Consider the following 15,120-nt stretch of genomic DNA (forward strand, 5'->3'; position numbering starts at 1 on the left):
CAAAATCTGTAAAAATATGTATAAGAATTGCAAAATTTCCGAGGAAATGATGAAAAAAGAAAAAACTGAGCTTTTTGGCTCAGTTTTTAGTCTAATTGTTTCTTCTTATATACGATTAAACATACAACAAGCGAAATGATAAACCAAACTGTAATGTTCAACACATGACCACCCATACTACTAAAGCCTGCTCCATCTACTAAACCGTTCATCGCTTTTGTAATATGAGATGTTGGGAGATATCCAATCATCGTCTTAATTTTTGTATTTTCAACAAATGCCTCAAATTGTACAGCTAAATACATCGTCATTAAAATAGGCATTCCAATTAATGATGTTTGCGGTACAGAAGATGCAAGTAATCCAATCATTGTTCCCATCGCGATAAATAAAATAATTCCACATAAGAATATCAATCCTACCAATGGAAGATTTATATTTAATTGATCTAAAATGAATAAATTCGCAATACAAATGATCATCGTCAGACCAGCTGTTAATAGACTCTTTCCAAGAAGAACTTCAACAGAAGATGCTGGCGATAACATTAACACACGTAATGTATGTTTTTCTTTTTCTTCTGCAATTACCATAGATTGAACAAAACCTGCGACAAACAGGAGAGACATTATAGTAGTAGTACCCAACACTTGCTTGCCCACTCCAAATTTGCTATATATAACCGAAAATATAAGTGGTAAAGATGCCATTAACAACACTTGTGAATTTGTCTTAAAATCTTGTACCTCTTTCCTAAAAATAGCTGATACACGTCTCATTGAAAATGTCATTATAATCCCCTCCCAGTAACTTCAATAAAGATATCGCCTAGCGTTGGTTCGTGTGAATGAATGGATAGTAATTCACCTTTTTTCATCCATTCTGAAATACGTTTTGCACCTAATTCATCTTTTTGCACTACTTCTTTTTGCTTATCTTTTAATACGACTTGTATTTGATCTTTCGCGTATTGTAGGCGAAGGTTTTCTGGTGTATCAAGCGCTACAATTTCTCCCCCACAAAGGAAGGCAATGCGGTTACAAAGTGTTTCTGCTTCGTCCATATTGTGCGTCGTTAAGAAAATCGTCGTTCCTTCTTTATTTAAGTCTCTTAAGATTTTATGAATGTTTTGTACGTTAACTGGATCGAGTGCGGATGTTGGTTCGTCTAAGAAGAGGATATCTGGTTTATGAAGGATCGCTCTCGCTAATGTGACGCGCTGCTTCATTCCTTTTGATAATTTTTTCACCTGTGTTTTTTTATCATCCAATAAGTTCACTTGTGCTAACACTTCATCAATTCGTTCTTTTTTGCAATCGTATAAGTCACAAAATAATAGTAAGTTATCATAAATGCTAAGTCTTTCGTATAGGCCGCTGTTGTCTGTTAAAATACCGATTCGTTTGTAATCGATGCTACTTGGTCCTGTAATGTCTTTACCTAACACTCTTACAGTTCCAACGCTATGAAGCAATTGAGAAGTTAATATTTTTACTGTTGTTGTTTTACCAGATCCACTCGGTCCGAGGAATCCAAAGATTTCTCCTTGCTTCACCTCAATATTTACATTTCGAAGGGCCGTTTTTCCATCGAAACTTTTCATTACATCTTTCATTTCAATTGCCAATGTCATTTCTTCATCCCCTTTGTTTTTCTTATATAGATGAAATTCGCTTTCGCAAGTTTCGATTTGGTTGTTTCGCTTTTCTTGACTCAATCATATGAAAAACAAAGGGTTTACGCAGTAAAATACCGGTAAAAGGAGTATTTTTACCGGTGAATGAATCGTATTTTGAGCTTATTGGAGCACTTTTATAGCCCAATCACATCTTTTAATTCATCCATTCGTCCTTTTGAAAGCGGGATTGAACTTTTTCTTTCGTCATCCAAAATTAAACTAAAGCTATTACGTGTCCAAGTAATGACTTCTCGTACTCTTTGTAAATTAACGAGGTACGAGCGATGACATCTAAAGAATCCGAATCCTGTTAATCTCGTTTCTAGTTCACTTAATGTTAATGCGCATACGAAGTCACCTTCGCGCACATGAATATGTGTCACTCCATTTTGTGTTTCAATGAAATGGATCTCCATCGGATCCAGTAAAATGATTTTATCGTTCACTTTCGCTGGAATTCTTTCAAGTTTCATTTGCGGAATCATTTGAACTACTTTTTCTTCATCTACTTCTTCAACTTCTTCTTGCTCTATTTCTATCTTTTTCACACCATCATTGTTTAATATGTATACATCTTCTGTCAACGAAAGGGCATCCGATAAAAAGGAGGACGTAATAAAGATTGCCTTTCCTTGCTCTTTCATTTTCATAATCGCTTTTCGAATAATGATCGTACTCTCTGTATCTACATTTTGCTCCGGCTCTTCCAAAATAATTAAATCTGGATTATGAATCATAACCCGCCCGATATGAAGGCGACGTTTCTCTGAAAATGACAATTTTTCTATTTTCACGTTTAATTTATCTAAGAGACCGACATATTGTACTACTTCTTCTATACTCATATTTGATTCATAAAGCCCTAATAAAAACTTGAAGTACTCTTTCACTTTCAAACGGTCGTATGCTTCATCTTTCAAAAAACAAAAACCGATGCGTGAATATACTTTCTTTCCAATCGGCTCCCCTTCAAATAACACACTACCCGAAGAAGCCTCTTCTTCTCCGATAATAATGCGATGCAACACTTTAGCTGTATGATTATTACATTGCAAAACAACACATTGCCCTTTTTCAACCTCTAGTTCAATTGCTGGTAACTGGTTCGTCTTCCCTAACTGTTTCAGCTCCAATAACGCCATTCTGTTTCCTCCAAATGTTTTTCTCTAATTATACCAAACATTTTATGGAAAATTATGATATTTTATGAAGTACCCTAACAAATAAGGACCTGTCCCAAAATCGATGAGAGTAGCAACTTATACATATGAAAAGACCATCCCAAAATACCTTTTGAGACGGTCTCTCTTGCGTTCTATTTTTTCACCATCAATTTCCCTTCATACTCGTTCATCGTCTTTATTTCAACACCTTTATAGTAATGAGCGACTATATCTGTATATTTCTTACCTTCCGCTGCCATACCATTCGCACCGTACTGGCTCATACCGACGCCGTGACCGAACCCTTTCGTTATAACGGTGATGTTATCTCCTTCTTGTTTCCACGTAAAATCTGAGGAGCGTAAGTCTAACTTTTCACGAACTTGTTTTCCTGTTAATGTTTTACCTTGAAACGCTACATCCTTTACTCGTTTTCCTTCCGTAAGGTCTTTAATATTACCAACCTTTCCGTCCGCTAGTACTTTCACACCGAGACGTTTTTGAAATTCAGCTACTGTGAATTTTTGCTCACTCGTAAATTTTGGAGAGGCTTGATCCCACGGACTATCTACACTCTTTAAGTACGGATAATCATTCCCCCAATAATCAGCTGCATTTTCTGTTCGTCCGTTACTCGTTGAGAAGAAGGATGCTGAAATTGGTTTTCCATCATACGTTAAAACTTGTCCTGCAGTTTTCGAAACGGCTTCCTCAATTTTCTTTAAATTATTTTCGTAGTTATTACCCCATTGTTTCTTCAATTCCGCTTTGCTTTTGTACACTTGATCTTTCACCGTATCTGTCACGTCCGCATTGTTTTTCTTACCACCGCTTAGCATACGCTGCACTACAAATGTTCTTGCTGCTAATGCCTGCGCCTTTAGCGCCTCTGTTTCAAAGCTGGCATTCATCTCAGAAGCTACTACACCGGCCACATACTCCTCCATAGGTAATGTTTCTACCTTCTTCTGCTGATCACGGTATACAGCAACTTGAACCGCTGTATCCACTTTCCCTGGAGCTGGTATACTTTCTATCGCTGGAGGAGTTTTAGAAGCTGCTTCTTCCCCTACTTTTGCTTTCGCAAATGGAATAACAAGGGCAGCAGGTACAATGATAACGAGCGCTATTAAGAGCGCTACTGTAATGAAAAGTGGCTTTGAAAATTTCATCCTATTCCCCCAATATAAAGTTGGATTCCTTTCATTCTTATGGAAATCCGGGATCTTTTAGAACATACTTGGAGGTATCGGTATAAAGTGAAACTATAATGAGGTGGAGTTTTGAGGTGGGCGTCTTACTGATCGCAAATAACGAAATAAAACGAAAATTCTCTAAATATTTTTACTGAGACGTGCATAAGTATAGAATTTATTGACTATAACAGTAATAACCCAAAAAAAATAGCCCCTACGTCAAAAGACATAGAGACTATTTCAATTAAGCGTGAAGATCAGAAACTTCTTGTTCTGTCACTTCTTCTACTTTTTCGTTTACACGTTCAATAGTTGCACCTAATGCAGCTAATTTCTTATGGAAATCTACATAACCACGGTCAAGATGTTTTAACTCTGTTACACGAGTATAACCTTCTGATACTAAACCAGCTAAAATTAATGCTGCTGCTGCACGTAAATCAGTTGCGCCTACTTCAGCACCTTGCAAGCTACTTGGACCGTTCATAATTACAGAACGACCTTCGATTTTAATATCAGCATTCATACGACGGAATTCTTCAACGTGCATAAAGCGGTTTTCGAATACCGTTTCTGTAATCATACTTGTTCCATCAGCATGTAGTAATAATGCCATCATTTGTGATTGCATGTCTGTTGGGAAACCTGGATGAGGCATAGTTTTAATATCAACCGCTTTTAACTTATCTGGGCCGATAACACGTACACCTTCATTTTCCTCAATAATTTTAACACCCATTTCTTCCATTTTCGCTGTAATTGAGCGTAAATGTTCAGGAACAGCATTTTCAATTAAGATGTCTCCACCTGTAATTGCCGCTGCAACCATGAATGTTCCTGCTTCAATACGGTCAGGAATAATAGGGTGGTTTGCACCATATAATTTTTCAACGCCTTCAATACGAATCGTTCCAGTTCCAGCTCCGCGTACTTTCGCTCCCATTGCATTTAAGAAGTTAGCTAAGTCAACGATTTCTGGCTCTTTCGCTGCGTTTTCAAGGACTGTTGTCCCTTTTGCTAATGTAGCTGCAGACATAATGTTTTCTGTCGCGCCTACGCTTGGGAAGTCTAAATAAATTTTAGCTCCTTTTAGTTCGCCCTCTACGTGTGCCTCAACAAATCCGTTACCAACTTTTACTTTCGCTCCCATTGCTTCGAAGCCTTTTAAATGTTGGTCAATTGGACGTGAACCAATTGCACATCCACCAGGAAGTGCAATACGAGCACGACCATTACGTGCTAATAATGGTCCCATTACTTGAACAGATGCACGCATCTTACGTACATACTCAAATGGTGCTTCAATATTTAATTCTTTAGAAGAATCGATTGTTACTTGGTTATTTTCAAATACGACTTCAGCATTTAAATGACGTAATACCTCGTTAATTGTGTATACATCAGATAATACTGGTACTTCAGATAGTACATTCTTTCCGTCACTCGCTAATAGGGCTGCAGCGATTATAGGTAATACAGCATTTTTTGCGCCCTCAACACGCACTGTGCCGCTTAACCGCTTTCCGCCACGGACGATGATCTTTTCCAAATTATTCCCCTCCGTGTCCTTTTTTCAGTATCTATTCACTCAATACTCAGAAGTTATGATCGGTGTGCCAACCACAATTGTATCTTTGTTGTTTGTAGAACGTATTGCTATTTGCACATTTATTTTCTCTCTATTTGTTGAAAGAGCGTCATTCCACTTTTTATTATATGCGGAGACTGATACAAATGCTCTTTCTTCTATCTGTTCGATCGCTCTTGCTGAAAGATCTTTCAAAACCTGATTGGTTTTATTTTGCAAAACACCTTCAATCTTATCATTCAGTACACCTTGAACACAAGTGTAAATTATAGGTTTTTCACTAAAAATTTTATCTATGTTCTGAACGTACTTCGGGTCCCATTTCGCCCCGCTCACTTCAAAAATAATAAAAGTGTTTTCTTTAGTATTTTCCTTACTCCAAGTTACTACTATTCGTTCTTCATGTGAAGAAGATTTTTTATAGGATGTAGCCTTATATCCATCTGGAGATTGTTCTAATTCCCAACTTTCAATGTTTGCCTCTTCCTTCACATCGTTTAACAATTTTTGAAACGTATGTATATTAGAAATTGTTTTCGTTTCTCGTGCTAACCATGACCACCGCTCTACTTTTGCATCATTTTTCTCTAAAGCTGCAATCATGCTCTCCATTTTCTGTTCATCGCTTATAGGTTTCATCTCTTTATATCCAACCAAAAATAAAACAACACTCACGATAACGATAAGAATGGCTTTAAACTTCAATTTCATCCCCCCTATCCCCATTGTTAACGGAGATATGAGGTTCTATACACTTACTTTACTAAATACGTTAAACTCTTTGAATAGCCTAAATAATCAAGGAAAAAGTTACTTACAGATGTCCCAATTGTAATTGTAATTAGGATGAGTAATACTCTCGTCTGCATCACTTTCCCAGACTTCATTAAGCGCTCAATGTGAATACCTTGTAAGGCCCACCACGTAATGGTAATAAATAATAAATGTGAAACAATGGCAATCAGTGCTTGTTGCCCTAAAAGATGTGCCAAAAAATCGACCCCTTTTTTTGCTTGGCTACTACTTACGCAAAATGTAAAAAACGATACCATAAATAAGTAGAAGCCACACTTTTTCACACGCAAATAAGCATCTTACATTTTACATCGTAATTTTCTGTTAAAAAACATATACCTATAGGTGTTTTCATTTGCTGTTACTCCACAATAAAAAGCGTAGAGTACGGACTCTACACCTCTTATTTTTACTATTGTACCACGTTCCCTAAGAAGAAGAAATCTTTCATTAATGGAAAATATTCATAGAAGAAATTGTAACCAATCATCGGCATAATCCCCAGTATTACAATTGAAATTGCGCAAAGACTCATGACAATCTTTATATTTAACGGTAACTGAATTCTCTCGTCTGTCTCTCCATTACGGAAAAACATTTGCTGTAATATCCGGAAGTAATATACGAATGAAATAACTGTTGTCCCCATCATAATAGAAGCTAATACGTAATGAGCAGGTTCAACATGAAGTGCCCCTAAAAAGATGTTAATTTTCCCGATGAAGCCTGCTGTCCCGGGTATTCCAGCTAATGATAAGATAAAGACCGTCATCATTATAGCGGTAAATGGGGATCGCTTGTATAATCCTGTAAAAATCGTCATATTTTCCTTATCATTTTGTAAGATTAATCCATGGATGATTGCAAATGCTCCTATATTCATAAGCATATATGCAAGCATATAAAACCACATGCTATCCATCGTAAACTGTGATAGCGCTACAAGGGGGACTAGCAAATACCCAGCATGCGCGATACCTGAATAGGCAAATAGACGTTTTACGTTGTATTGCTTTAATGCTACTACGTTCCCAACAATCATTGTAATACTAGCTAGTACCGCAATATATATACTCATGCGCCCGTACAAAGATTGTGCGTCTCCTTGGATTGCCACACCCGCAAACACTATAAGAAACAAACGCGTAATGAGTAGAAAACCAGCAATTTTAGAAATTGTTCCGAGAAAAGCAGTGACAGGTGTAGCCGCTCCCTCATACACATCTGGTGCCCACATATGAAATGGAACTGTTGCAATTTTGAATGAGAGTCCAACGAGCAAAAGTAGAAATGCGAGAGCTAACAATAATTGAATGCCCCCGGCCAATCCTTGCGTAAATGCCTTTTGCATTTCCACTATGTTGGTCGATCCTGTAATACCGTATAAATAACTCATTCCAAAGAGTGTAATTGCTGTTCCAATTCCTCCGTTAATGACATATTTCATTGCAGCCTCATTCGATGCACGATTTCTTTTTCGGATTCCTACTAAAATATAGGAAGAAAGCGAAAGCAACTCTAAACCTACAAATAGTGTGATGAAATCAACACTTGAAGCCATGAACATCGCTCCAAGAAGCGCCATTAAGATTAAATAATAATATTCTCCCTTATCCCCGATAGGATCCTTCTTGTCATCGCTCATTGCCATACATAAGATGAGGGCTGCTCCGATTAATAACAACGTTTTAAATCCTTTTGAAAATCCATCTAACACAAACGATCCATTTAAAATATCTCCTGCCGGTTCGCTGTATAGCGTAATTAATGACACTATCGCTAACAGGGCAGCCGCAATTGCGCCAATCGCAACGTACCTATGGTTCAGCTTAAAAAACAAATCACATACGGAAAGGAGGATGGTTGCCCCGAGAATAATGAATTCTGGTACCATGAAATGCCATGATAAGCTAAGTAATGTGTTCATATCCATCCTACTTCACCCCCAATGTTTTCAATGTAGTTTGAAGCGGATCCCCTAGTAATTCTGGCATTACCCCAATTGCAATAATACAGACGATAAGTACTATAACAGGAACGTACTCCCATCCGTGTATATCAGGTTTCGCTTCCCACTCTTTCTTACCAAATGTCACTTGAAGTGTCGCTCTTAATACGTATACAGCGGTTAAAATAATTCCAAGTACACCGGCGGCGGCGATAACAGGTTTCCCTTGGAATAAACCGAGAAAGGCAAGGAATTCGCTAATAAATCCGGACATCCCTGGCATTCCAAGCGATGCCATACCGCCCGCTAGGAAGAAACCGCTAAGCACCGGAACACTTTTTGCAAGTCCACCAAGTGCTGTAATATCCGAAGTCCCGAAACGCTCTTCAATAATGCCAAGCAAGAAGAAGAGCAAGGCCGCAATTAAACCGTGAGACACAACTTGGAACAGCGCCCCTTGTGTACCTGGTGCATTTAACGCCGCAAGTCCCATTAATACAATGCCCATATGCGAAATACTAGAGTAAGCAAGCACCTTTCTAAAGTCCGTTTGGATAAGCGCTAGAAAGGCCCCGTACAATAAATTAATGACTCCTAAAATCGCAATTAGCGTTGCAAACTCACGAAAATATTCTGGGAATAGTCCTTTCCCGAAGCGAACAATACCGTAGGCACCAATCTTCAGCAAAACCCCCGCATGAAGCATAACTACAGCAGGATGCGCTTCTATGTGTACATTGACCATCCAGCGATGCAAAGGGAAAACGGGAAGTTTAATCGCAAAAGCAATCATTATGGCAAGAAACAAGCCGAACTGTAAGTTACTTGAAACGGCCATTCCTCCCCCAGCACCTAAACTCGTTAATATTTCTTTAAGCTCCGCAATATTTGTTGTACCTGTTTTCGCAAATAAAACCGAGAAAACGATAAGTAAAATAGCTGATCCAATACCGTTATATATTAAATAACTATATGCAGCCTTTTCACTCGACAATTTCCCCCACTTGCCAATTAATAAAAACATTGGCGGCAACGTAATTTCAAAGAAGATGAAGAACAGCATTAAATTTTGAGCAGCGAAGACACCGAGCATCCCTATTTCTAACATGAGTAACAGCATGTAGAATGCTTTCAAATTTCTTTTAATAGAAAATGCCGCAATAGCTGCAAGCATCGCTAGAAGTGCTGTGAGCACCATCATTACAAGTGATAAACCATCAATACCAAGCTCGTAATAAATTGAAAACCACCGTTTGTCCACTGCTGTGAAATCCCCAAATTTAATCCATTTCACTTTTTCATCAAATATCGATAAACTCTTTCCTGAAGCGTATGTACAAGCGAGAACGATAGCAATTCCAAATGGAAGCGCCGTTCCGAATAAACCAAGCGCCTGCACTGTACGCGATTCTCGTTTCGGCGTTAATAAAAGCAAGAGAATTCCTAAAAGTGGGGAAAAAATGAAGAACGTTAATAGCAATCCATTCACCGTAAATCCCCTCCCGTATATAACAAAATAATTAGGAGCACTGCGAGCGAAACTGCTGTTACAGTTCCATACACTTGTACATTCCCGTTTTGAAGCCGCGATCCTAGGCCACTCATACCTTTAACCAATCCAATAATTAAAACTGCAATTCCTTCTACAACGTATAATTCAAATAAGCGAAGCACATGAGCGATTCCTTTCGTAATAGGAAGCACCGTCACATTGTATAGTTCATCCACATAATATTTTTCTTTCAAAAGGTTATAAAGAGACGTCTCTTCTCCGCCGGCCCAATCTCTAGAGATAGATTTCTTGCCATATATGAAATATGCGAGGGCAATTCCCGCAAATGAAACGAGCGTCGCAACAACCATAATCCAAACAGGTCCATGCACTTCCTTCACCTGGAATCCTATATCTTTCGTAAGCCAATCCCCGAGAAACGTTCCGAACCACGGTGTATTTATATAGCCTGCCACTACCGCAAGAACACCAAGGACAATCATCGGATACGTCATGGTGCGAGGCGATTCATGCACCTCTTCCTTCGTCTTCGTTTCCCCTGTAAAGACAAGAAAGTATAAACGGAACATATAAAATGCTGTTAGAAATGCCGCAATTACTGCTAAAACGAATAGAAAGTAATTGCCATTCATCCAAGCCGCCGCTAAAATTTCATCTTTACTAAAAAATCCAGAAAGAAGGGGAACACCACTAATTGCAAGTGTGCCTATTAAAAATAGTGCACCGGTTACTTTCATCTTTTTCTGTAAACCGCCCATTTTATTAATGTTTTGCGTATGGACTGCATGAATTACACTTCCTGCTGCCAGGAACAATAATGCTTTAAAAAAGGCGTGTGTCGTTAAGTGAAAGATACCAGCTACATAACCAGCAGAGCCTAGCGCAAGCATCATATACCCGAGCTGACTAACTGTAGAATAAGCAAGAACCCTCTTAATATCAGTTTGCACTAGACCAATAGAGGCCGCAAAGATTGCGGTGAAAGCCCCAACGATTGCCACAGTTTGCATCGCTACCGCACTTGCTGAAAATAGCGGAAACATCGTCGCTACTAAATATACGCCGGCTGCAACCATCGTTGCCGCGTGAATAAGCGCCGAAACAGGCGTCGGTCCTTCCATTGCATCAGGTAACCATGTATGAAGCGGAAACTGGCCCGATTTCCCCATCGCACCGATAAAAATTAATATCGCCGTTATTGTAATCATAGAAGGAGAGAGGTCGCCCGTATGAATCGCTTTAAAAATCGCGTCATATTCAAAACTACCTGCGTGCCAAAAAATCAATATCATCCCAATAAATAGCCCAACATCCCCAATGCGTGTCATAATAAAAGCCTTTTTCGCAGCAGCCTTCGCTTCTTCTTTAAAGAAATAAAAACCGATAAGTAAAAACGAACCAAGGCCGACTAACTCCCAAAATATATAAAGCTGTAATAAATTCGTCGATATAACTAGCCCAAGCATCGCAAATGTAAAGAGCCCTAAATATGCATAAAAGGTTGGTAACCTTTCGTCACCTTTCATATAACCTTTTGAGTACACATGTACAAGAAAACTCACAAGCGTAACGATAAACAACATTAAAGCTCCTAATGCGGTAACTTCAAAACCAAATGATATATCTATATCTCCTACCCTAAGCCATACCCACTTATGCTTCACTGCCTCAGATGAAAACCGTTCTATTAGTACCACTACCGCGGCTATAAAGGAGAGCAAGGTAAAGAAAATACCTAGTACACTACTTCCCTCTCTAATTTTCTTCCCGAACACAATAAGTAACAAAAACGAAACAAGCGGGAAAAGCGGTATGAGCCATGCATAATCGATCATTGTTTCCTTCCCCCTTTTCGGTCACAATGCTATCCTTTGAGCGTATCCATCTCATCTACATGAACTGTCGGGCGATTACGGTACAAAGCAATCAAAATTGCAAGACCTACCGCTGCCTCCGCTGCCGCTACAGACATCGTAAACAGCGAAAAAATTTGTCCTGTTAAATTCGGAAACAAGCCTAATTTACTAAACGCTACTAAATTTAAATTGGCGGCGTTAAGCATTAATTCGATACAAACTAATACAATTACTGTATTTCGCTTTGTTAAAGCTCCAAATAAACCGATGCAAAACAAAATAATCGCAAGTGTTAAATACGCAGAAGCCGGAACGCTACTCATGGGAATCCTCCTCTCCCTCATCCTTCTTCGCAAGGATAATCGCTCCTACAAGTGCTACAAGTAAAATAACTGAAGTTAACTCAAATGGAATAATATATTTTGAATAGAGAAGTGTACCGATTTGAAGTGTGTTGTTTTCATGGAGAGGCAAACTTCCTTGTGTGCTTTGATTTGAAAAATCGATACTATTAACAGCGAAATACATAACTGCTCCAAATGTTACAACCGCAAAGAAGATAATCCATTTTCGAAGAGTAAGGCGCGATTCATTTTCCGCGTTATGTTTCGTTAACATAATGCCAAAAATCATAATAATAGTAATCGCACCAGAGTAAAGTAAAATTTGTGCAACTCCGATAAATTCGGCTGATAAGAGAAAGTACAAACCCGCAATGCTAAGGAACGTAAGCACAAGGGCCAGCATCATATGCATTACTTTCGTTAAATTCAGCATAAGAACGCCGCCGATAATCGCAGACAAGGATAATATAAAGAAAGCTACAAACTCGCCATTCATGCTTTATTCTCCTTCCTGACGTTCTCGTCGTTCTCGTCAAGCCACTGCAAATTTTTAAATAAATCATCACGTGAATACTCTGCGAGTTCAAAGTTATTTGTCATTACAATCGCCTCTGTCGGGCAAACTTCTGTACATAAATCGCAAAGAATACAAATTTCAAAATTAATATCATACGTGTCGATAATTTTTCCTTTTTTCGTAGGATCAGGATGTTTTTTTCCCGTTAATTGAATGCAATCCGTCGGACAAATGTTGGAACACTGATTACAAACAATACATTTCTCTGGATAAAACTTTTGAATACCCCGAAAGCGATCTGGTAATGGCAACGGTTGATTCGGATAATCATACGTCACCTTTTTCTTACTCAAATTACTAAGCGTATATTTTAACCCTTTAAATAGTCCTTTCATCTCTTACTGGCACCCCCTTTATAGATTAGAAGAATAGCTCCTTAATCAATGCCGTTAAGAAAATATTTGCAAGTGCGATTGGTAATAATACTTTCCAGCCAAACTCCATTAACTGGTCACCTCTTATACGCGGGAACGTAACGCGGAACCAAATTAATAGAAAGACCACGCTGCTAAATTTCAAAGCAAACCATACGGCTCCTGGAATAAATCCAAGGAACATAACTGGGTTCCATCCGCCTAAAAAGAGTACTGTAATTAAAGATGCCATTCCGAAGAAATATACATACTCTGAAAGCATGAAAAACGCCCAGCGAAACCCTGAGTATTCCGTATGGTATCCTGAAACAAGTTCTGACTCCGCTTCCGGTAAATCAAACGGTGTCCTATTTAACTCTGCAACTGCCGCGATTAAGAAAATGACGAAACCGATTGGCTGTGCGAAAATGTACCATACCTTCTCCTGCGCCGCTACAATTTCATTCAAGTTAAGACTACCAGCTAGTAAAACGACACCAATTACACTCATCACAAGTGGAATCTCATAAGAAATCATTTGTGCCGCCGCACGCATCCCTCCTAAAAGGGAATATTTATTATTTGATGCCCATCCCCCAGTTACAACTCCGATCGTCGTAATCCCAGAAACAGCAATGTAGTACAGTAACCCTACGCCAATATCTGCGAACTGAAATTTATCAGTAAACGGGATAACCGCAAGTACCATAAATGCTGGTGCGAATGCAATAACAGGTGCTAATATAAACAATGGTTTATCAGCAGCTTTCGGAATGCTATCTTCTTTTAATAATAGTTTCAAAACATCAGCTACCGTTTGGAGTAAACCGAACCGGCCCCCGACTTGGTTTGGTCCAATCCGTCCTTGCATAAATCCCATCACTTTCCGTTCTGCCAAAATACCATATGTAACGAAGCCAAGGACTGCAAATAATAGAAGCACCGCTAATCCGAAAAAAATGAAGAAATTCGTCCAGCTTGAAGGTGATTGTAAGAGCGTCTCAATCATTAGCCGTCAACCTCCCCAAGTACAATATCAACCCCACCTAAAATCGTAATTAAATTGGCGATATTTTCACCTTTCAATAACTTCGGTAAGATTTGCAAATTATAAAAAGACGGTCTACGAAATTTCAAGCGGTACGGCTCTTTCTTTCCATCACTAGCAATATAACAGCCAATCTCCCCGCGTGGTGACTCTATACGGACGAACGCTTCTCCCTTAGGTGCCTTAATAATTTTCGGGACTTTCGCCAGCACAGCGCCGTCTTTCGGGAACTGCTCGGCTGCTTGCTCAATAATTTTTAATGACTCCTCAATTTCCTCCATCCGGCAAACGTAGCGATCCCAAGCATCTCCCGTGCTCCCAACAGGAACATCAAAGTCAAAACGATCATAAATAGAATACGGCTCATCTTTGCGAAGATCAAAGTGGACTCCCGTGCACCGCAAATTTGCGCCGCTTAAAGAATATGAAATCGCCTCTTCCGCGTTATATATACCAACGCCTTTTACACGATTTAAGAAAATTTCATTTCCGCTAACAAGGTCGTGATACCCTTCCAACTGCTCTCTCATATACGGAACAAACTCTTTCACCTTTTCAATCCAGCCGTCTGGCGCATCCCACTTCACGCCGCCAACTCTCATATAGTTGAATGTAAGCCTTGCACCGCACAATTCAGTTAATAAATTTATAATCATCTCTCGTTCACGAAAGGCGTATAGAAACGGACTAACTGCTCCTATATCAAGCAAGTTCGTTCCCCACCAGACGAGATGACTCGCAACTCTCCCAAGCTCCATCGCAAGCACCCGTAAATATTCAGCACGCTCCGGAATCTCAAGGTCCATCATCGTCTCTACAGCGTGGCAAATGACGTAATTATTCGTCATTGCTGATAAATAGTCCATTCGATCTGTATACGGGATAATTTGCGTATATTGCAAGCTCTCAGCAATCTTTTCTGTTCCGCGATGCAAATATCCGATAACTGGTGTAGCCTCTTTAATAATTTCTCCGTCAATCTTAATTACAAGCCGAAACACACCATGTGTACTCGGGTGCTGCGGTCCTACATTTAAGAGCATCTCTTCCGTACGGATCAC

General features: G+C 39.2%; 15 protein-coding genes. All 15 read right to left on the reverse strand.

What is annotated here, in order from left to right; all coding sequences use genetic code 11:
• Nucleotides 1-86 precede the first annotated feature (86 nt).
• Entirely contained in the window at nt 87-791 is a 705-nt protein-coding gene (locus tag KPL75_RS13005; protein ID WP_219920929.1) for an ABC transporter permease, read from the reverse strand.
• Nucleotides 791-1,633 (reverse strand): ABC transporter ATP-binding protein, encoded by an 843-nt coding sequence (locus KPL75_RS13010; protein ID WP_219920930.1) that lies wholly within the window; start codon nt 1,631-1,633, stop codon nt 791-793. The genes KPL75_RS13005 and KPL75_RS13010 overlap by 1 nt, the downstream gene beginning before the upstream one ends.
• 179 nt (nt 1,634-1,812) lie before the next feature.
• Nucleotides 1,813-2,820, reverse strand: a complete 1,008-nt coding sequence (locus KPL75_RS13015) for a LytTR family transcriptional regulator DNA-binding domain-containing protein (protein WP_219920931.1) — start codon at nt 2,818-2,820, stop codon at nt 1,813-1,815.
• Nucleotides 2,821-2,993: 173 nt separating this feature from the next.
• Entirely contained in the window at nt 2,994-4,013 is a 1,020-nt protein-coding gene (gene spoIID, locus KPL75_RS13020) for a stage II sporulation protein D (RefSeq protein WP_219920932.1), read from the reverse strand.
• A 268-nt stretch (nt 4,014-4,281) separates the two neighbouring features.
• The gene (murA, locus tag KPL75_RS13025; RefSeq protein ID WP_219920933.1) at nt 4,282-5,586 is read right to left on the reverse strand and encodes a UDP-N-acetylglucosamine 1-carboxyvinyltransferase; all 1,305 of its coding nucleotides are present in this window, start codon (nt 5,584-5,586) and stop codon (nt 4,282-4,284) included.
• A gap of 39 nt (nt 5,587-5,625) precedes the next feature.
• The gene (locus KPL75_RS13030; protein WP_181149507.1) at nt 5,626-6,330 is read right to left on the reverse strand and encodes a YwmB family TATA-box binding protein; all 705 of its coding nucleotides are present in this window, start codon (nt 6,328-6,330) and stop codon (nt 5,626-5,628) included.
• Between the two features lie 50 nt (nt 6,331-6,380).
• On the reverse strand, nt 6,381-6,617 hold the full coding sequence (locus KPL75_RS13035; protein ID WP_002113021.1) for a DUF1146 family protein: 237 nt from the start codon (nt 6,615-6,617) through the stop codon (nt 6,381-6,383).
• Between the two features lie 215 nt (nt 6,618-6,832).
• A complete protein-coding gene (nuoN, locus tag KPL75_RS13040) occupies nt 6,833-8,347 on the reverse strand; it encodes an NADH-quinone oxidoreductase subunit NuoN (protein WP_375141029.1) in 1,515 nt (504 codons plus the stop codon).
• 7 nt (nt 8,348-8,354) lie between these two features.
• A complete protein-coding gene (locus tag KPL75_RS13045) occupies nt 8,355-9,857 on the reverse strand; it encodes an NADH-quinone oxidoreductase subunit M (RefSeq protein WP_219920935.1) in 1,503 nt (500 codons plus the stop codon).
• Nucleotides 9,854-11,716, reverse strand: coding sequence for an NADH-quinone oxidoreductase subunit L (gene nuoL / locus KPL75_RS13050; RefSeq protein WP_219920936.1), 1,863 nt, complete (start codon nt 11,714-11,716; stop codon nt 9,854-9,856). Before nuoL ends, KPL75_RS13045 begins: the two co-directional genes overlap by 4 nt.
• Before the next feature lie 29 nt (nt 11,717-11,745).
• On the reverse strand, nt 11,746-12,060 hold the full coding sequence (gene nuoK, locus KPL75_RS13055; RefSeq protein ID WP_000100081.1) for an NADH-quinone oxidoreductase subunit NuoK: 315 nt from the start codon (nt 12,058-12,060) through the stop codon (nt 11,746-11,748).
• Entirely contained in the window at nt 12,053-12,577 is a 525-nt protein-coding gene (locus KPL75_RS13060; protein ID WP_219920937.1) for an NADH-quinone oxidoreductase subunit J, read from the reverse strand. Before KPL75_RS13060 ends, nuoK begins: the two co-directional genes overlap by 8 nt.
• Nucleotides 12,574-12,993, reverse strand: a complete 420-nt coding sequence (gene nuoI / locus KPL75_RS13065; protein ID WP_000677191.1) for an NADH-quinone oxidoreductase subunit NuoI — start codon at nt 12,991-12,993, stop codon at nt 12,574-12,576. Before nuoI ends, KPL75_RS13060 begins: the two co-directional genes overlap by 4 nt.
• A 25-nt stretch (nt 12,994-13,018) precedes the next feature.
• A complete protein-coding gene (nuoH, locus tag KPL75_RS13070) occupies nt 13,019-14,020 on the reverse strand; it encodes an NADH-quinone oxidoreductase subunit NuoH (RefSeq protein WP_002144750.1) in 1,002 nt (333 codons plus the stop codon).
• Complete coding sequence (gene nuoD / locus KPL75_RS13075; RefSeq protein ID WP_219920938.1) at nt 14,020-15,120, reverse strand: NADH-quinone oxidoreductase subunit NuoD; 1,101 nt, start codon at nt 15,118-15,120, stop codon at nt 14,020-14,022. Before nuoD ends, nuoH begins: the two co-directional genes overlap by 1 nt.

Origin of the sequence: Bacillus sp. NP247, assembly GCF_018966865.1 — a bacterium.
Classification (GTDB): Bacteria; Bacillota; Bacilli; order Bacillales; family Bacillaceae_G; genus Bacillus_A.